Source organism: Candidatus Hydrogenedentota bacterium, assembly GCA_035450225.1.
Lineage (GTDB): Bacteria > Hydrogenedentota > Hydrogenedentia > Hydrogenedentales > SLHB01 > DSVR01.
In genome coordinates this window covers 84651-103665 of record DAOTMJ010000002.1, presented here as the reverse complement: position 1 = coordinate 103665, position 19015 = coordinate 84651, and the positions used below count along the sequence as shown (strand labels likewise).

Below are 19015 nucleotides of genomic sequence, written 5' to 3'. Positions count from 1 at the left end.
CCGCCGCGAGTGTGGCCGCCTGAAACGAAGGGAGAAATGATGAGCGGCGGAATCTACCTCATTCAAGATGGAGGCAAATTGGTCAAGATGATGGAGGCGCGGTTCCCCTCGGAGGATGTTTTCCAGGAACTGCTCGCATCGTATCCGGATTTGCTGCCGGGTGAACAAGTCGATCCTGAGAACCCCCGCAAGTGGCTGTTGATTGCCCGTGAAATGGGCATTCCCGCCGCGGAAAACGAATCCGATCGGTGGTCGGTGGACCACCTTTTCTTGGATCAGGACGGGATTCCTACACTGGTCGAAGTCAAACGGAGCACCGACTCGCGAATCAGGCGTGAAGTTGTCGGACAGATGCTCGATTATGCAGCAAACGTAGTCGTGCATTGGCCGATGGAAACCATTCGGGCCAAGTTTGAGGAACAATGCGACCAAGAAGGATCCAGCCCGTCACAGAAGCTCCAAGACTGTTTCGGCATGGAAACCGACGAAGACGTGTACTGGAGCAATGTCAAGAAGAACCTTCAAGCAGGCTGCATCCGTATGATCTTTGTAGCGGATGAGATCCCATCCGAATTGCGGAGAATCGTCGAATTTCTGAACGAACAACTTGATCCCGCTGAAGTCCTGGCCGTTGAAATCAAACACTTTGCGGGAGAGAAGATCCAGACGCTGGTTCCGAGGGTTTTTGGCCTCACGGCAGAAGCGCAAGGTAAAAAGACGCAATCGGTTCAACGAGAACCCTGGGACGCCGATTCCTTCATGATGCAGCTACAGAACACGCAGCCGAGAAACGCACAGGTCGCAGGTAAGATCATGGAATGGGCCAGAAAACACAACTTAAGATTTCGCGGGGGACGGGGAGCAAAACAGGCCACCTTACACATACTTGTCTCCACGACCAGACCTATGTGTCTTGACCAATGGGGAGGGATATCGGCACGCCTTTCCCTCTACACAGAAGACATACGCAATGGCGCTCAAGATCCGAACCTTGTGGACCGAGTGTACGGTGTGCTGAATCGCATTGACGGCATTCAATTCACGCCAACAGACAAGTATCCCGGCATCCCGTTGATGAAATTGGAGAGTCAGGAGAACTGGGAGATATTCACAGAAGCCATGTCCGTTCTACTGAATGGGCTCGCCGCTTCCAATTCAACTTGACGATGTGCATCAACGCGGACACTTTCTTCGTGCGCGGCTTCGTCATCTGTGTATCTGCCGTGCTATATTCTGGACGTTCAAAGGCGATGAACCGCCCGGAAAAGGTAGAAGCGATGCACACATTCACGGCGATTGTCGAACGATGCCTCGACACGGGTCTGTACGTGGGACATGTGCCTGGTTTTCCGGGGGCACACAGCCAGGGCGAAACGCTGGACGAACTACGGCGCAATCTCGAAGAAGTCGTGGCAATGCTGGTCGAGGATGGCGAACCGAGTCTCGAGACCAAGTTTGCCGGTTTACAGACGATCACCGTACCGTAATCATGGCAAAGACTCCCATCTTGAAGCCGCGCGAAGTGGAAAGCCTCATCGAGTCGCTCGGATTCGTTCAGGTTCGCCCGCGTGGATCGCATTGTCAATACCGTCATCCGGACGAACGCGGCACTACCATTCCATTTCAGGGAAACCGCGACATTTCGCCGATCTTGCTTCATGAGATTACAAAAGACATTGGACTTACCCTGGAGGAGTTCGTGTCGCGAAGGCGCTGACCGGCAACTTCAGGAATCGCTATGGATAGGACGGGTGAATGTTACCGGCTTCACAATGTTATCTTGATTTTCGCATGATCGGTTCGCAACGAATTCACAGTGTCGTCGGATTTGTCTCCGCGACAATTCTCCTTCTGGGCAGTCTGGTGGCGGGTGCGGACAGAATCAAGCCCTGTGTACAGAACGCTTCGGCATGCGGGGCCAAGGGGAACGGCATCGAAGACGACACCGCCGCGTTACAGCAAGCGCTCGATACCACGTCCGCGGCGGGCGGAGGCATCGTCTCGCTGCCTGCGGGGAAGTATCTTATCAAGGGCCATCTGACGATTCCGGAGAACGTGACGTTGGAAGGGATCTGGCGCGCGCCGGTGAACGGCAACCCGTTCGACTCGGGTTCGGTGTAGTTGGCAACGGAAGGGCGATCCGCTGGCCGTCATCGGTTTGCGACAACAAGTCCGGCACAAGTATATTATCGCTAGAGTTCGCGCCCACGGGCAACGGAAGCGACCGTAATGGTAACGATCACTGAGGACATCATCCACGAGATCACGACACGGATTGTCGAACAAGCCGATCCCGACAAAGTCGTTCTCTTCGGATCCTGTGCGGTGGGCAAGATTGGCAGGGATTCCGATGTGGACCTGCTTATCGTTGAGGATCGCCCCTTCGGGCGCGAGCATTCCCGATACAAAGAGATTGGACGCCTGATGCACGCCTTGCGTGACGTGCCGGTTCCCGTCGACCTTCTTGTATTCAGTCGAGACGAGGTAGAGAAGTGGCGCGATACCACGAATCACATCGTGCGCATCGCCCTGAGAGAAGGCAGGACGCTATATGAACGAGCGTGATTCCGCCAAGTCCATGCTGGCCCTTGCCTGTGACGATCTCGGTACACTCGAACAAATGCTTCCAAACCCGAACTTTTCGGAGCGCGCATTCGGTTTTCACGCACAACCGGCCACCGAAAAGGCATTGAAAGCGCTACTCGTTTTCCATGACGTCGATTATCCGAGAACACACGACCTCCGCGCACTAGTAGCGCTTCTCACCAACAGCGGTGTGGAAGTCCCCGAGCAGGCAAATGACGTTCTCACGCTCACGGCTTTCGGTATAACGTTTCGGTACGACTAGGACGCGGACTTCAGCGAACCATTACCTCGCCAGAAGATTGTATCGCAAGTCAATGCGGTGATCGCGTTTGTTCGAGATCGCATCACCGAATAGCCCCGATTTGCGGTGGCCCGGGAGCTGCCGGAACCTGACGACGCCAGGAGGTGATTTTGGAATGGATATTCTTGCCGGGTCCCGCACTCACTGCCTGTTCCATTCGTTCGGATTCGTATTGGCTCTCACGCTCACTTTGATATTTGGCGCGCGGGCAAGTTCGGCGGATTTGTCGACGGCAACCGCTTCAGCTTCTTCGACCAACGTCGGACAAGCCGACCTGACGGTTGAACTCCAGAAATTACTAGACGCAGCCTGCGCGGCCGGTGGCGGTATCGTTTCACTTCCTGCGGGCAAGTACCTCATCAAGGGCCATCTGACGATTCCGGAGAACGTGACGCTGGAAGGAATCTGGCGCGCGCCGGTGAATGGGCGGCCGTTCGATTCGGGTTCGGTGTTGCTGGCGACGGAAGGCCAGGGCAATGCGGATGGCACGCCGTTCATCTCGATGTCCACGAACTCGGCGTTGTCCGGCTTGACGATCTTCTACCCGGAGCAGATCGTCGCGAATCCACCGCATGCGTATCCGTGGACGGTGCAATCCGTGGACGGCGCGGACAACTGCGCGATTCGCAACGTCACGATCGTCAACCCGTATCAGGCGGTGGATTTCGGCACGCACGTGACGGGACGGCACTTTATTGACGGCCTGTACGCGCATCCCTTGTTGAAAGGTCTGTACATCAACCAGTGCTACGACGTGGGGCGCATTCAAAACATCCATTTCTGGCCGTTCTGGGACCTCGATCCGAAGAGTCCGCTGTGGGTTTTCACGAAAGAGCAAGGCACGGCGTTCATCATCGGACGCACCGACGGCGAGATGGCCGTGAACCTGTTCAGCATCTTCTACCGCGTCGGCATGCACTTCATCGCCGGTCCCACCGCCGGACCGGGCGGGGAGGTCCGGAACCAGCCCGGCAGCGGCATCTACACGAACTGCTACATGGACGTTTCGCCGTGCGCCATCAAGGTGGACGCTGTCGCTCCCGACGCCGGCGTGTCGTTCGTAAACGGCATGTTCATGTCCGGCGTCGAGGTTGCGCCCACGAACCGCGGGCAGGTCAAGTTCACCGCGTGCGCGTTCTACGGCATGAAAGACATCGTTTCGCACGCGAAGATCGAAGGGCGCGGCGCGGTCTTCTTCGAGTCGTGCCATTTCGGTCCATGGGACGGACACGGCGACGGCGCGGCGTGCATTGACGCCAATGGAGCGCGCCTGCTCGTGAACGGTTGCGAGTTCAACGGCAGTCGCCGCGGGCAATACGCGGTTGCGCTTGGACCGCGCACGCGGTCGGCGGTCATCTCCTCGAATCTGATGCCTTGCGGCGTCCATATCCGCAACCACGCGCCCAAAAATGCAGGGGTTGAAATAGGGCTGAATGCCGCCGAACCCGACCCGGGATTTCTCAGGAAGTGGACCGCCATCGGCCCGTTCCCGAATCCGGACGTCCCCTCCCCCATGCCCGGCCATGCGTCGCGCGCGGGATTCGATACCGATTATCTCGCGGCCGTCGGCGGTGAAGCGGAAGCCGCCATCACACCGGCGACAACGGTGACGTATCGGGATGCACACGGCCAGACACGAACCGTCAAAGGAACGACGCTGGAGTCGAACGAACGGGGGACGGTTGATTTCAAGAGCCTGTTTCCCAAGGGAAAGCAGGTGGCGTATGCGTTCTGCCTTGTGTTCTCAAAACACGAGCAAAAGGCCCGTTTCGAGATGGGCGCGAACGATTGCCCAAAAGTCTGGGTAAACGGAAAACTCGCCTTTTCGCATTGGAGCGCCGAAGGCGATTACGGCATGCCCGGGGCCTTTTCCTTCGATGCCGATTTGAAAAAGGGACTGAATCCGATCCTTGTGAAGGTCGAGGATGCCGGTGGAAAGCGCTGGGAATTCACGCTGGAAGTCTATGGCGAAGACGGGAAACCCATGCGGCAAAGACAATAGGACCGATCCGCCCGATCCGACAGAGCGGTTCACCGAACAAAAACAGGAAAAATCGCAATGCTTATTCATGGTATTTTCTTGGCGGTCTGCGCGCTGGCGCAGGGGCCTGCCGTGGTCGAGACCATTGACGTTGCCCGGGTATGGGCCGGGCATCCGGTGGGCTTTGCGCTGCTGACCCACAAGGGCAAACAGTTCGTGGCCTATTACGACGCCGATCGCGACATGCGCGTCGCGTGGCGTAAACTGGACAACGCGCACTGGAATTTCACGACGCTGCCGGAAAAGGTCGTTTGGGATAGCCACAACTACATTACAATGGCAGTTGACCCGGCGGATTATCTCCATTTGAGCGGCAACATGCACTGCGTGCCGCTGGTCTATTTCCGCACCCGCGAACCGCTCGCGCCCGATACCTTCGATCGCGCGCCGATGGTGGGCGAATTGGAGCAGCGCGTGACGTATCCCCGTTTCATCGAGGGGCCGAAACATTCGTTTGTCTTCACCTACCGAGACGGACGCAGCGGCAACGGCGATCAAATTTTCAACACCTACGACGTCAAGACAAAGACGTGGCGCCGTCTGTTGGACCGGCCCCTGACGTCCGGCAAGGGCAAGATGAACGCGTATTTCGACGGACCGCACCGCGGACCGGACGGGCGTTTCCATGTGTGCTGGGTATGGCGGGACACACCCGATTGCGCGACGAATCACGACCCGTGTTATGCGCGCAGCAAGGACCTCGTCCATTGGGAAACAAGCGACGGCAAGCCGCTTGCGTTGCCCATCACCATTGACAAGGCGGAGATCGTTGACCCCATTCCGCCGGGCGGCGGGATCATCAACGGGAACGTCCGGCTTGGGTTCGACGCGAAAAAACGGGCCATCGTCAGTTATATCAAGTACGACGCCGACGGAAATACACAGGCGTTCAACGCGCGCTTCGAGGACGGCGCATGGAAGAGCCGGCAAGCCAGCGATTGGAATTACCGCTGGGCATTCGGCGGCGGCGGCGCGATACCTTTCGAGGTAAATGTTTCCGGCGTTCATCCCCACAAAAAAGGACAGTTGAAACAAACCTACCATCACATAAAACAGGGATCGGGCGCATGGATACTGGACGCGGAAACGCTGGAACCGCTCGGCAACCTGGAAGAACCCCCGGCAATCCCGCCGGCATTGGGAAAGCCCTCGGGTAGTTTTCCCGGACTCAAAGTCCGGTTTGCCGGCGATCTCGGCGCATGCGATGAACCAAGTGCTCGCTATGTGTTGCGATGGGAAACGCTCGATGCAAATCGCGACCGGCCGCGCGACGGCGAACTGCCGCCGCCATCCATGTTGCAGGTGATCAAGCTGGATGGGGGAGATCGATCGGATCGATCCGACTAATCCGTCGGCTCCGTCCGATCGGACGGATTGGCCTTCTCCCCAAAAACAGGAGTCTCGCAAATGACAACTCTCGTTTATTTGGCCATTCTGTGCGGGTTTGGCGCGGAAGCGCAACCGCCCGTGTTTGCGCTGCGCGAAATGGACATGCACCTGCACGCGGGACTGGAGCGCCAAGCGCCGCTGGACGAATGGATCGCGCTGGCCGTCGCGGATGGCCGGAAAGCGTTCCTCCTCCTTGACCACCTGGAACTGTACCGCATGAACAAAAAGGAAGCGGCCCGGTGGGCGCGCGAACATGGCGGCACAGTGCTGTATCCGATGGGCGCCGAGGGCCATCGGGCGCTCATGGCCGATTTCGACAAGGCCGCCGCCGCGCACCCGGAACTCACAATTTTCAAGGGCTGGGAAATCTCCGAATTCGATTTCGAGGAAGGACTGGAAGAACCGCCCATCGATCTGGCCGACGTGGTCGGCTGGCACATTTCGCCCAATCACGACGAAGGCCCGCCCGACGGCGCGTTGCTCATCAAACGCATCAAGCAGATCAAGGAGGTGCAGCAGCGCCATCCGATACCGATGATTCTCTTTCACCCGTTCACGATGCGAATCGAACGTATCCTGAAGGACGCGAAAAAGGCGGGAAAAGATCCGGCGTCGCTTACGGTGGCCGATTTCCGGTTCTTCAAGCCCGGCGAACAGGAAGAAGTCGTCCGGCTGATGAAGGATGCGCCGCTCTACATCGAGATGGCGCTCGAATCGGGCGACTGCTGGGAAATCCCCGCCATGCGTGAGGCGCTCATCGCCGACGTGAAACCCCTCGCCGATGCCGGCGTCAAGTTCACCGTTTCCACCGATAACCATTACCTGGCCCACGCCAAGAAACCGTTCCATCCGGAGAAATACTGCGAACCGTGCGGCATCACCGTCGAGAACGCCAACGCGCTGATCCGCGAGCTGCGCGCGCGCAAGGCGAAGACGAAGTAGTTTCCATGCTCCGGTTTACGGCGCCGCCATGCTATAATCGAGTCATGGAAAGAGAAATTGACAAGCTGCGCGTTGACCGAACCGCGCTTTCCGTCATCTCGGGGCACGATACAGACGATCGCGACTACTGGCTGAGCAAGTCCATTGCGGAACGCCTGCAGGCAGTCGAACTCATGCGCCAGATTGCATACGGCTATGATCCAACTACCGAGAGACTTCAAAGAGTTCTTGAAATTGCTCGAAGATGAAGGCGTCCGCTACCTGTTGATCGGCGGTTATGCGGTGGGATGCCACGGCTATCCGCGTCCAACCGGCGATATGGATATCTGGATCGAATCGAGCCCGGATAATGCCGCGCGGTGCGTAAGAGTGTTCAAACGCTTTGGCGTGGATGTCCCGGAATTGAGTGCAGAGTTGTTTCTGGCCGACCATGGCATTGTCCGCATCGGCGTACCCCCATTACGTATCGAAATTCATACCGGGATATCGGGTGTTGAATTCGAAGAGTGTTATCCGAGGCGCCAGAAAGACAATCTCGATGGACAACAGGTCAATCTGATCTCCTATAACGACCTGAAGGAGAACAAACGGGCCAGCGGACGTCTACGCGATCTCGATGACTTGGCGAACCTCAAGTGACGGGATAGGGTTGTTTCCCTGCTGCTGGTTCCTGTGGCGGCCACGTCGTCCGTCCCCACAGCGTGAAGAAGACGAGCGTGCCCACGCCGAATCCCAGCAGCCCGCCCATCAGGCAGTCGAACGGGAAGTGCGCGGCGGTATAGACGCGCGAGATCCCTTGCAAACAACCCCATCCTACTAGGGCGGCGCGGACTTTTCGGTTGCGCACATGCCAGAAGATCGGCGTCAGCAATCCGAATGTACCGGAAACGTGGCCTGAAGGATACGAGTTGCGGCCCTGAAGGTATTCATCCGGAATGCGCCGCACACTCTCGTTCCAAGGTTTGTTCGCGTCGTTGAACGGACGGGGCCGCGCGATGGCCTCCTTGATGCGGTTGGTCCCGAACGCGTCCGTCAAGTAAATGGAGATCAGCACGAGCCAGAACACGCGCGCGAACCGCCGCATCGCATCGTCGTCCATCGTGTGGAACAGATACGCCGCCAAGCCCAGGAAGAACGCGGACGACACGACGAGCAGGACGTTCGCGCCCATGTAGACGCTGTTGGGCCATAGCCGCCCCGTCGCCGCCAGACCGACCACAACAATGGCTTCGATTCCGAGCAGTCCGGTAACGTAGGTCTTGTAGCCGGGAATGATGCGCCGAAACACAGACACATGGAGGAGATGCGCCGCCAGCCCAATGACGGCACAAATGGACAGCAGAATCAGCAGTCCCGAACCGATACCGATCTTCTCCGGTACGACCCTGCCTTGGACGAGCGCAAAGACCGCTTCAACCGCCAGAAATCCCGCAACGTAGAATTTGTAGCGCGGTATCAGCGCGTAGACGGCATAAGCCACCATCCAAGAAATCAGCGGCAACGCAATAAGAAGGTTCGTATAGTCCGTCACCGCCCGGAAAAACTGATCGAATCCCGGTGCATACGTATCCGGATTGATCGCGGCCAGAATCGCCTTGTCGGTATTGCCGATCAGCGGCACAATCCACACGCCCGCCCCGTAAACCACGCCGAACATGGCTGAAAAAACCAACGCCAAAACAATCACGCGAATAACAGCATTCATAACAACCGTCTGGTTCATCGCTTTTCCCGTTTCTCGTTTGGTTTCAATCAAAATGGACAGAATAAAAGATTGTACCTGCTGCAACACGCGATTTGCCATTCGCCCGGAACCGAACTCGATGGAAATGTCCCCTGTAAAACTCTTTAGAAATGTCCCCTTACACTGGCACTCCGAAAGGAGGTCCCGTGGAAGAAGGACATTTGTTGATGAGCAAGAAAGAACGGTTGCGGAAATCGGTGGTAGAGAGGATAGCCTCAGGTGAATTATTGCAGACGGAGGCAGCGGTGCTTTTGGGAATAAGCGCGCGCCAGATGAAGCGGATTTACCGGCGGTATCGCTTGGAAGGGGACGCTGGATTGGTCCATCGGGGCCGGGGGCGCCGTTGCAGCCGGTCGAAACCGGCGGATATGCGCGCGCAGGTGCTTTCCCGTTACGCGCAGGCGTATCAAGGGATCGGCCCGACATTGGCGGCGGAAAAGCTGGCCGAAGAAGGGTTGGTGGTGGACCATGAGACGCTTCGGCGGTGGCTTATTGCGGACGGGCAGTGGCAGCGCTGGCGCAAGCGCAGCCAGCACCGGCAACGTCGTCCGCCCAAGGAGCATTTTGGCGAATTGCTCCAACTGGATGGCAGCCATCATGCCTGGTATGGCCAAGAACATCTCCAGACGTGTCTGATGGACTTGGTGGATGACGCCACGGGCCGTTCGATGGCACACATGGCTGAACAAGAGACCACTGAAGCGGCCATGACGATTTTGCATCGCTGGATTGAACGTTATGGCATTCCCAAGGCCCTCTATACCGACCGCAAGAACGTGTATCTTCCTGAGCGGCCCGCCACCTTGGAAGAACAATTGGCGGGCGAAGAGCCCATGACGGCCTTCGGCAAAGCGTGCAAAAAGCTGGGCATCCTGATTATTGCGGCCAATAGCCCCCAAGCCAAGGGCCGGGTTGAACGCAAGCATGGGGTTTACCAGGACCGCTTATGCCATGAACTGCGCCTGCAAAACATCACCACCATCGAAGAGACAAACCGCCTGTTGCAGGAGGGATTCGACGACTACTTAAATCAGAAATTCGCCCATGAGCCCCGCTCAAAACGCGATTTCCACCGCGCCCTGCCGCCACACACAGACCTGCGGGACATCTTCTGCTATGAACAAACCCGTGTGCTTGGAAACGACTGGACGATTCGCTACAACGGCATGACCCTGCAAGTGCTCAAACTCAATACTCCCCTGCCCAAGCCCAAAACCAAAATTACCGTCCGCACATGGCTCGACGGTTCAATTCACCTCATCTATCGCGATCGCCTCCTGGTCTTCGACGTTCTTCCTGAACCCCCGCCCAAAAAACCAGCGCCGCCCCCACCGCCCAAAGCCCCAAAAAACCAAACAAACCCCCGAGCGACCATCCTTGGCGGCGCCGGGCTTGGACCATGAAATCCAAATAATAGGGCTCATCCCAAATCTGTGGGGGCCAGCCCCCACACCCCCGGAGTTTAACGCCTTGCACAGGTTCCGGTATATATTAAGACCCCTTGAGGCAACATGGACAATTCGGGCGGAGCGGAATACATCGCCGCTCCGCCCTACCGTCTACCTGGCCGTTCAGGCGTTCGGGGCGCTCTCCAGCGTTGCCCTATCCTCCCGAACGACACATCCATGGTATCAGCCCCAGAACGGAATGGCAGGGGACATTTTCATTGAGTTAACACAGGGGACATTTCTAAAGAGTTTTGACATTCAAGTGGGAACGAAATCAGGGCAAAAGAGATTGCTTGAAGACCCAAAATCCGCACGCAAGGAATGCGGCATGGGTGCCGCATTCAAGGTGAAGCGGCGTCTTGCCGCTTTTCCGTTGCCTTGTTCGATCAAGAGCGACATGCCCCAACGTGCAGACGGTCGCCTTCCTCCAAGCGGCGCCTTTTGGGCTTTACGGCGCGTTGACAAGCGTGGGGCCCTTCTTGCGCGCGGATCGTGGGAAGCAATTCGGATTGACGGGATAAGGCGATCCTGCTAGGATGGAAAGGTACGGTTCCATATTCGGCCGGATTGGAGCAAAGGGGAAAAGGCCATGAAACGCGACGTAGCGGGAGGAGACGCCGACAGGAAGAATCCTGGAATCCGTCAGGATTCATGGCCCGAATCGGATGATGCGGTTCAACATTGCGGCCGGTTGTGCGAAGGGATTGCGCAAGCCACGCGCATCTTGGCCACCACGCCGGATTTGTGCATGGCCATGCGCGCCGCCCTCCGGCAGATTGGGGAGGCTGCGGGCGTGGATGGGGTTTATGTATTCGAAAATCACCACGACGTTTCAACGGGCGAATGGTTCACGAGTCTGCGATATAGTTGGATTGATCCCGGTGTTGTATTCGATCCTGAAACCCCGTCGCTTCAAAACATTTCCTACCAGTCCGCTTTGGCCCGGTGGCAGGACATGTTGGAATCGGGGAATCCGGTGACCGATTCCGACGTCACCTTGCCCGAAACCGAAAGTCCGATAATGGCGCTGCTGGGGGTGCGCAATGTCTTGGCGCTACCCATTTTTGCCGAGGGTTTGTCGGGCTTTATCGCCTTTGGATCTTGCCGGCCGGATCGGCCGTGGATGGCAAGCGAGCAGGCGGTGCTGGCCGCGATGGCGGCGGCCATCGGCGGATCTTTCCAGCGCACGAAGACCCGGGATGCGCTCCGGCAAAGTGAAGCGCGTTATCGCACGCTGGCCGCAAATTTGCCCGGCTGCGCCGTCATTATGTTCGACGCGGAGGCCCGAATCATGCTTGCGGAAGGGCCGGAATGGGAACTGCACGGTTTCAACCGGGAGGAATTGACCGGCAAACGGATTGCCGATTTGCCGGAAATGGGCGAGTTGTTGGCGTGGATTGAACCCCATCTGCGCAGCGTGCTGGCGGGGCGCCCGACATCCGGTGAAATTCCCTACAAGGACCATTTGTTTCTGTTGCGGGGCGCCCCGCTGCGAAACGACCGGGGGCACATTTATGGCGGTGTCGGGGTTTTTCAAAACATCACGGCGCGCAAACACGCCGAGGAAGCCCTGATCCGCATGTCGCGCATGGAGGCGACGGCAACGCTGGCGGGAGGCATCGCGCACGATTTCAACAATCTGATGGTGGGCGTGCTGGGCAACGCGGATCTCCTGCGCATGGACTTCAAGGGGGATCCGGAGGCCGCGGATATGCTTTCCGACATCATCGAAAGCGCGCGGCGGGCGGGGGAACTGGCCCAACTCATGCTCGCTTATGCGCGGGGCGGCAAGAACCAGGTGCGGGAAGTCGCGCTCAACGACGTGGTGCGTGAAGTGTTGCGGCTGCACGCGCATGCGTTTCGTTCTCATGTGTCCATCGAGGAACGCCTCCAACCCGGTTTGTGGCCCATCAAGGCAGACCCCACCCAGATGCACCAAGTCGCGGCCAATTTGTGCCTCAACGCCGCCGAAGCCCTTTCGGAGGGCGGCCGCATCATTGTGGCGACACGTAACGTGCAAATCACGGAACCGTTGGACGATCCGCCGGTGCGGATTCCGCCGGGCCGATATGTGACGCTCGGCGTGAAAGATACGGGCGCCGGGATTCCGCCGGATGTCCTTGCCCGAATTTTCGAGCCGTTTTTTACGACCAAATTCCATGGCCGCGGACTGGGTTTGTCGGCGGCTTATGGCATTGTGTCCAATCACGACGGATTCATCGCCGTGCAAAGCAAACCCGGCGAAGGCACGGAATTTCGGGTGTATTTGCCGGCCTGCGACCCTTCGGCGCGGGAACACGTTGTGGAATCGCCCGGAGATCGGCGCGGGACGGAAACCGTCCTTGTCGTTGACGACGAGGAGGCGGTGGTCCAGTTGATGCGGCGCACGCTGGAACGGCTGGGCTACCGTATTCTGGTCGCGCGCAATGGACTCGAGGCCGTTCAGGCGGCACGCACCCATGAAGGAGTCATCCACGTTGCGTTCCTTGATTTGGGCATGCCCGTCATGAGCGGGTTCGACGCATACCCTTTTCTGCGCGAGGCGCGCCCGGACATGAAAATCATCGTTTGCACGGGATACGATGTGGATGCGGCGGCGCGGGAGATGTTCGAGGAGTCGGCGTGCGCGTTTATGCGCAAGCCGTTTTCGCAGGAAACCCTTGGACTGTTCCTGCGACAAGCACTGGACAAACGGGAAAAGACGTAAAATCGTTGTCGTTGTTGTGCGTTCACTCCGATCCGATAACGATACCGGCAACGTTGAAGGGTGGGGGTGGGTATTTTCTATTCTTGGCAGAGAAGAGGGACGGTGTACGCGGCGGACGGCATGATGTAGCCGGTAATGGGCGAACGCGGGGCCAATTCGGACAGGGCGGTGGCGATGGCCTGTTCGAGCGTGGGCGATTTTCGCCCGCCGAGGGTATGGACATCTTCATCGGTCATGTCGGTGACGAAGAGGGCGATTGGCGCCTTTTCGACGGTCGAAAGGGCGGTCTGGCCGTTGATTTCGGAGTGACGGCGCAGGCCGGCGATGATGGCTTGGCGATCGCCCAGGCGAATCCATTTGGAAAAGGCCTCGCCGCCGAGTCCCTCTTCACAACGCGCGACAAACACGATTCGGCCGTCGGGTTTTACGGCCTGATAGGCGTTGTACAGGGCTTTGTGGCTTTGCACGAAATTCCGGCTCGGTCCCGCATTGGCAACGACCAAATCGGCGCGTTCGGTGATGGGCGCCGCGAAGAGACGCCGCGCGTAATCGGCTGCGGCGCGGTGGGCGGCGTCAAGTTCGCCCGCGAACACGGCGGCAATCTGCGCATGCCGGTTCAAGACGGTGTTGATTGTAAAGTCCACGCCAACGAGGCGCGCGGCTTCCAGCATGTCTTCGGCGACGGGATTGCCGTCGAGTATGCCAATGCGCACATCGGGATTCAGGCGGTCCTCGACGGGATCGAGATTCATCGAGTGATTGCGTGCGATGCTTTCAACGGAAGCCAGTCCCGGCAGGATGGACTTGCGCCCGCCGCCGAACCCGCCGAAATAATGGAATACGACCGCGCCGATTACGATGCGCCGGTCCGCTTCGACCGCGCGGCGGTTCACGATGACCGGCGTACCGCGTGAAGTCGTTCCGACGCTGACCAGATTCGACTCATCGCGGGGATTGTGCGGGAAGGCGCGATCCTTGAATCGCCGGAATATCGCGGGGCCAAGGATGCGCGCCTGTTCATCCCGCCGGGGCGCGCGATGAATGCCCGTCGCGAACAAAATCTGGATATCCGTGTCCGGAATGCCCGTGTCGGCGAGTTCGCCGATGAGGATGGGCAGCACCTGATCGGCGCGGGTTTGACGGAATGCGTCCGATACAATCACCGCGACCGTTTCGCCCGGTTTTACAATGCCGTCAAGGCCGTGTTTCAATCCGATGGGCCGCCGAAGCGCTTCTCGGATGGCCTCGTCGCGATGGTTCAATTCAGGGGCTTCGGCGATGTCCAGCGTGCCAAGCCATGTCACCACATCCGGCGGAATAAAATGAAGCGTCCGCGAGCCATACGCGATATCTATTGCCATGAACGAAACCGAATAACCGGGAAAACCCGGATAATCGCCCTGTTATGCCGTTAGTGTCAAAATGTTCAATAAAAAGTATTGTCATATTCCCGTCGCGTATTGTCAAACCGGTCACTGCCGAGATCGTCCATGGGCTTCCGGTTGTACGGAAAAAGGGTTTTCCCATGCCGGCCACTGCTCGTGATCATTCTCGCAATCGTGATGAAGTCCATTGAACCCCAAAAGCCCATCTTGTCCACTGCCCGTCCGAAAAAGCCGGGATTAGCCGACGGTTCCAGGTTGAAACGTTTCGCATGGGTGCAGGATTGGTCTTCAAGGGTCCGCCAGACCAGCCGCGCCGAATTCGGACAATTTCCACATTTTTCCTTGTTCGTCGAAGATTTTCCCTTGACATATCCTATGTGGTTGGTGTAGAACGGGTAAGGAGAGGAATGCTCAAACGGAAGGATGTGCATTCATTGCACGGGATTGTGCGTGTGCGCACAGTGAACGGGTGTTGTAGTTATATGTGCAGTTTTACGATTCGTCGTGGCGGGTGTGTGGGTCGCGGCGGGAGTGGGAAGTGTGTATCTGACGGCGCTATCGGACAGGCAACCGCCGGATGCGATTCGTTCGTGTCGAGTGCGGCGCAGGAGGCCATTGATGGGTGCTAACGGTTTTGATGCGGAGAATCGCCGGGGCCGGGGATTGAAAATCGCGGCGTTGTTGGCGGTGTGTCTGATGACCGCCTTCCTTGCGCAGGCCGCGGGGGTGAATCCCGAGGATCTCGACAGTCTTTTCAAGGCGCTGCGTGCCGGGCAGTCATCGGAACCGTTGCGCAAGTGGCAGTCGGACGACGGTTTCCTTCGGTTCGTGGGCGCGCCTCCCGGGACTTTCTTTGCCGTGTCGCAGGGCGCGAAGGCCGCCACGGCGGAATCGCTGGCTCATGCATTCGTTTCGGCGCATACCGGAGCATTCGCGACACGCAGTTCCCGGCAGACCTTTGAAACCGACCGGGTCAATGCACGGTTTACGGATCGGACCTATGTGCGATTGCAGCAGGTTTATCAGGGCATACCGGTTTTCGCCGGCCAGATGGTTGTACAGACCAATGGGACGTCCGGCGTGGCGTGCGTCATGAGCGATGTCTTGCGCGATCTGACCCCGCTCGACACCGGCACGCTTTCCCTGACGCCGTCGTTCGGCGACACCGCCGCGCAGGATGCCGCGACGCAATGGATGATCAAGGAGTACGGGGGCGCGATCAGCGAGTACGCCATCGAAACGCCGCAACGCGTCATCTTCGATCCGGCCATTGTGGATCAGGAGGGGCCCGTCACTGTCGCGTGGAAACTGACCATCGCCAGCACCGAGAACCCCTTGGCCGCCGAGGTCATCCTCGTGGACGGATTCACCGGGAAAGTGGTTTTCCATTACCCGCTGGCCCACGAGGCGAAAGTGCGTGTGATTTCCGATGCGGACAGCACGGCGTCGTTGGGTCGCGTCGTACGCAACGAGGGCGATCCGCCGTGCGGCATTCGCGACGCGGATCTGGCCTATGATTTCCTGGGCGACACCTACGATTTTTACTATCGCGTCCATAACCGCGACAGCATTGACAACAAAGGAATGGATTTGGCGGCGACGGTTCGTTACTGCAATTACTATTGCCCGTATCCCAATGCGTTTTGGGTGGGTGAGCCGTGGAATCGGATGATCTTCGGAGAAGGATATGCGGTGGACGACGTCACGGCCCATGAACTGACCCATGGCGTGACCGATTCCGAATCGAATCTCATCTATCAGGGCCAGTCGGGCGCCATGAACGAATCGTTTTCGGATATCTGGGGCGAGTTTGTGGACCTGACGAATGGCAAGGGCACAGACACGGCGGCCGTGCGTTGGCTGATGGGCGAGGATTTGCCGATAGGCGCGATTCGAAGCATGAAAGATCCGACGTTGTTCGGCGATCCGGACCGCCTGAACAGCCCGTTGTATTATACCGGCTTCGGCGACAATGGGGGCGTTCATTACAACAGCGGCATCCTGAACAAGTTGTGTTACCTTTTGACCGACGGGGACACGTTCAACGGACAAACCGTGGCCGGCATGGGCATCGAGCCGGTCGCGCGGCTGTTCTATGAAACACAGATTGCGCCCCTGCCGATGGCGGCGGGATTCAGCGATTTTTACATGTTCCTTGGCCAGGCCACCATCAATCAAGGGTTGGATTTCAACCAGCGGTTGAATGTGCGCGCCGCGGCGGAGGCGGTCGAAATTGCGCCCGCGACCAGTGAAGAAAAGATCCGTGGTTTTCGCGCGCTTCCGGCATTGGACAGGTATGGCCGTCCCGTCATCGCGATCACGTGGACCAATCCGTCCTCCGAGAATTTCCGCCGGGTAATCCTTGTCAGGAGCACGGCGGGATTCCCGCAGAATCCGTCCGACGGCATGCAACTTTACCAGGGCACAGAGGAGAAATTCCTCGATGTCGCAGTCGTGCGCGGGACCAAATATTATTACAGTCTGTTTTCCGACACGGCGTACGGTTTTCCGGATCGCGCCACCAGTTGCGCGACGGCCGGGGCGGAACCGCCCGATTTCCTGTCTCAGGCGTTTGAGGCGCAGCCTGCCAGTCCCTCGGTAACGCCCTCGCCTTTTGATCTTTCATACAGCCAGATTACGTTCTGGCCGGTGGGCGCGGCGACGGGCGGTCTCGGCGAGCCGTCGCTTCCCGACTATGCGAACTATGCGGCGACTCTCCGGCGGAATCTTTATGAATTGCCGGTGGCGCGGCAGGACGCGGACGGCGTGGCACAGACCGTTCCCTTCAACGCGGACATGGTTTACGGCTATACGTTTTCGTCCCCGTTCCAGTTCTTCGGAAAGAAGTATTCCACGCTTTACATCGCCGCGAATGGTTACATCGCTTTCGCGCCGGTGCAACAGGGAACCGTTGAGAACAGCGTTCCTTCGCTGGCCTCCCATTTTGCCGTGCCGCGGATTTCGTTCCTGTTCACGCATTTCATGCCCACGGCGGGCGGGCTGATTTGGGTCCGCGAATTGGACGATCGACTGGTGGTCACGTTCGAGAACATGATTTCCGTGGATGCGGTGGGCTCTCCGGGCGGCAATCTTCCCAATACGGTGCAGGCGGAACTCTATCACAGCGGCCATGTGCGGCTGTCCTATTTGTACGTGGGCGCCCGCACGGCGGTGGTCGGCCTTTCGGACGGGATGGGCGTGCCGGTTGACCCATCCACGATCTTCCCGAATGTCCGCAGCGTGAATGTGCGTTCGGACTTGTCCGAACTGCCGCGTTCCTTGACTGCATTGGCGATCGAGCCGATTGCGACCCAATCGGTCGAGCCGGGCGAATCGATACATTTCGACGTGCGGACTGTCGTGCCTGTGGGCACAACGGACACACCGGCCTTGCAGGCGGAATGGGATGGCGCCGGCGCCGTCCCGTTTGCGGACAACCATGACGGTACGGGGGCGTTCCGCTGGCAAACCGCCTATGAAGACATGAACAAGATGTTCACGGTCCGCGTTACCGCGACGCTCGGCACGGCGAGCGCCTATCAGGATGTGACGCTGATGGTGGGGGTGGATGTTCCGTTGCCCGATGCGATCGATCTTCGCCTGCATTCGGGCGATCCGGTCGAGGATCCGTCGCGCAGCCGCGTCGTCAGCATGGAATATCCGCTGACCGCCGAGTACACCTATACGCATCCGCTGGCCCTTTCGGACCCGTTGAATTTCGGCGAGGGCAGTTCCCTTGTCATGTGGTACAAAAACAATGTGTATGCGGGCGGGCTTACGAATCAGTTGACGGTGCCGCCGACAGCGTTCAAGGCGGAAGATCGCTGGTTCTTTGTCGTGACGCCGAAGACGGCCTACGGCCTGCCGGGCATGCCGCGCATGTCGCCGGTGGTGACGCTGATGCCGTTGCCGTTGGTGCAGACGGTGGCGTTGCGCGCGGACGTGCCTGCCGTTGTGTCGCCTTCGAGCCTGCCGTTGTCGGGCCTTCCGCTGGCGGTGGGTTCGAGTGCGGGTGGAACCGAGATCGTCCTGCTGGGCAAGAATCTCGGCCAACCCCTGTCAGTAACGGTCGGCGGCATCGAGGCGCGGTCGTTGCGCGGGATCAACGAAAACCGAATTGAATTGGTCACACCCGAACATGTGCCCAGCCCCGAAGTGGGCGGCGTGCGAATCGCCGAGGACATCCGGGTAACGACGCGCTTCGGTTCGGGCACAGCGCGCGAGGCATTTACCTATGTCCCGGCGGATGTGGCCATTGTAAAAGCGGATGTGAATCTGGACGGATTCGTGAACGCCGTGGACATCCAGTTGGTCATCAACGCCGTGTTGCAAAAATCCAGCCCCGTTGTTGATGCGGATGTCAACCGCGACGGACGGGTCAACTCGGCCGATATTCAAATCACCATCAATGAGGCGTTGCTGCGTTGAGAAGACGCACGGGCGGACGCGCCTGATGGCCGCGCGGGGAGACG

At 58.6% G+C, this 19015-nt stretch carries 15 protein-coding genes; 13 read left to right on the top strand and 2 right to left on the bottom strand.

Going from position 1 to position 19015, the window contains the following annotated elements; translation table 11 throughout:
- Positions 1-9: 9 nt before the first annotated feature.
- The 10 genes from P5540_02030 to P5540_01985 all read left to right on the top strand — a co-directional run bounded on the left by P5540_02030 (position 10) and on the right by P5540_01985 (position 7898).
- A complete protein-coding gene (locus tag P5540_02030; GenBank protein HRT63580.1) occupies positions 10-1164 on the top strand; it encodes a hypothetical protein in 1155 nt (384 codons plus the stop codon).
- Positions 1165-1277: 113 nt separating this feature from the next.
- Positions 1278-1487 (top strand): type II toxin-antitoxin system HicB family antitoxin, encoded by a 210-nt coding sequence (locus tag P5540_02025; GenBank protein ID HRT63579.1) that lies wholly within the window; start codon positions 1278-1280, stop codon positions 1485-1487.
- Between the two features lie 2 nt (positions 1488-1489).
- Positions 1490-1717, top strand: coding sequence for a type II toxin-antitoxin system HicA family toxin (locus P5540_02020; GenBank protein ID HRT63578.1), 228 nt, complete (start codon positions 1490-1492; stop codon positions 1715-1717).
- 38 nt (positions 1718-1755) lie between these two features.
- Positions 1756-2121 carry a glycosyl hydrolase family 28-related protein gene (locus P5540_02015; GenBank protein ID HRT63577.1) on the top strand — a complete coding sequence of 122 codons (366 nt, stop codon included), beginning with the start codon at positions 1756-1758 and terminating at the stop codon, positions 2119-2121.
- A 108-nt stretch (positions 2122-2229) separates the two neighbouring features.
- Positions 2230-2565, top strand: coding sequence for a nucleotidyltransferase domain-containing protein (locus P5540_02010; protein HRT63576.1), 336 nt, complete (start codon positions 2230-2232; stop codon positions 2563-2565).
- Positions 2552-2848, top strand: a complete 297-nt coding sequence (locus P5540_02005) for a HEPN domain-containing protein (GenBank protein ID HRT63575.1) — start codon at positions 2552-2554, stop codon at positions 2846-2848. Before P5540_02010 ends, P5540_02005 begins: the two co-directional genes overlap by 14 nt.
- 154 nt (positions 2849-3002) lie before the next feature.
- The gene (locus P5540_02000) at positions 3003-4889 is read left to right on the top strand and encodes a hypothetical protein (protein ID HRT63574.1); all 1887 of its coding nucleotides are present in this window, start codon (positions 3003-3005) and stop codon (positions 4887-4889) included.
- Between the two features lie 57 nt (positions 4890-4946).
- A complete protein-coding gene (locus tag P5540_01995) occupies positions 4947-6275 on the top strand; it encodes a BNR repeat-containing protein (protein HRT63573.1) in 1329 nt (442 codons plus the stop codon).
- Between the two features lie 60 nt (positions 6276-6335).
- On the top strand, positions 6336-7259 hold the full coding sequence (locus P5540_01990) for a hypothetical protein (protein HRT63572.1): 924 nt from the start codon (positions 6336-6338) through the stop codon (positions 7257-7259).
- 234 nt (positions 7260-7493) lie between these two features.
- A complete protein-coding gene (locus P5540_01985) occupies positions 7494-7898 on the top strand; it encodes a hypothetical protein (protein HRT63571.1) in 405 nt (134 codons plus the stop codon).
- Here the strand turns inward: P5540_01985 and P5540_01980 are convergent.
- Positions 7891-8982 (bottom strand): phosphatase PAP2 family protein, encoded by a 1092-nt coding sequence (locus tag P5540_01980; GenBank protein HRT63570.1) that lies wholly within the window; start codon positions 8980-8982, stop codon positions 7891-7893. The genes P5540_01985 and P5540_01980 overlap by 8 nt on opposite strands.
- 188 nt (positions 8983-9170) lie before the next feature.
- On the opposite strand from P5540_01980, the gene P5540_01975 reads away from it, so the two are divergent.
- Both P5540_01975 and P5540_01970 read left to right on the top strand, forming a co-directional pair.
- Positions 9171-10406, top strand: coding sequence for an ISNCY family transposase (locus P5540_01975; GenBank protein HRT63569.1), 1236 nt, complete (start codon positions 9171-9173; stop codon positions 10404-10406).
- 634 nt (positions 10407-11040) lie between these two features.
- The gene (locus tag P5540_01970; GenBank protein ID HRT63568.1) at positions 11041-13158 is read left to right on the top strand and encodes a response regulator; all 2118 of its coding nucleotides are present in this window, start codon (positions 11041-11043) and stop codon (positions 13156-13158) included.
- Positions 13159-13235: 77 nt separating this feature from the next.
- Here P5540_01970 and larA read toward each other — a convergent pair whose 3' ends face one another.
- The gene (gene larA, locus P5540_01965; protein HRT63567.1) at positions 13236-14519 is read right to left on the bottom strand and encodes a nickel-dependent lactate racemase; all 1284 of its coding nucleotides are present in this window, start codon (positions 14517-14519) and stop codon (positions 13236-13238) included.
- 642 nt (positions 14520-15161) lie between these two features.
- On the opposite strand from larA, the gene P5540_01960 reads away from it, so the two are divergent.
- Entirely contained in the window at positions 15162-18971 is a 3810-nt protein-coding gene (locus P5540_01960) for a M4 family metallopeptidase (protein ID HRT63566.1), read from the top strand.
- The last annotated feature ends 44 nt before the right edge of the window (positions 18972-19015 follow it).

What these genes read in the sequence shown, in the direction of transcription:
- P5540_02025 (HRT63579.1), top strand. Translation starts at nt 1,278, where the DNA reads ATGCACACATTCACGGCGATTGTCGAACGATGCCTCGACACGGGTCTG.
- P5540_02020 (HRT63578.1), top strand. Translation starts at nt 1,490, where the DNA reads ATGGCAAAGACTCCCATCTTGAAGCCGCGCGAAGTGGAAAGCCTCATC.
- P5540_02015 (HRT63577.1), top strand. Translation starts at nt 1,756, where the DNA reads ATGTTACCGGCTTCACAATGTTATCTTGATTTTCGCATGATCGGTTCG.
- P5540_02010 (HRT63576.1), top strand. Translation starts at nt 2,230, where the DNA reads ATGGTAACGATCACTGAGGACATCATCCACGAGATCACGACACGGATT.
- P5540_02005 (HRT63575.1), top strand. Translation starts at nt 2,552, where the DNA reads ATGAACGAGCGTGATTCCGCCAAGTCCATGCTGGCCCTTGCCTGTGAC.
- P5540_02000 (HRT63574.1), top strand. Translation starts at nt 3,003, where the DNA reads ATGGATATTCTTGCCGGGTCCCGCACTCACTGCCTGTTCCATTCGTTC.
- P5540_01995 (HRT63573.1), top strand. Translation starts at nt 4,947, where the DNA reads ATGCTTATTCATGGTATTTTCTTGGCGGTCTGCGCGCTGGCGCAGGGG.
- P5540_01990 (HRT63572.1), top strand. Translation starts at nt 6,336, where the DNA reads ATGACAACTCTCGTTTATTTGGCCATTCTGTGCGGGTTTGGCGCGGAA.
- P5540_01980 (HRT63570.1), bottom strand. Translation starts at nt 8,982, where the DNA reads ATGAACCAGACGGTTGTTATGAATGCTGTTATTCGCGTGATTGTTTTG.
- P5540_01975 (HRT63569.1), top strand. Translation starts at nt 9,171, where the DNA reads ATGAGCAAGAAAGAACGGTTGCGGAAATCGGTGGTAGAGAGGATAGCC.
- P5540_01970 (HRT63568.1), top strand. Translation starts at nt 11,041, where the DNA reads ATGAAACGCGACGTAGCGGGAGGAGACGCCGACAGGAAGAATCCTGGA.
- larA (HRT63567.1), bottom strand. Translation starts at nt 14,519, where the DNA reads ATGGCAATAGATATCGCGTATGGCTCGCGGACGCTTCATTTTATTCCG.
- P5540_01960 (HRT63566.1), top strand. Translation starts at nt 15,162, where the DNA reads ATGGGTGCTAACGGTTTTGATGCGGAGAATCGCCGGGGCCGGGGATTG.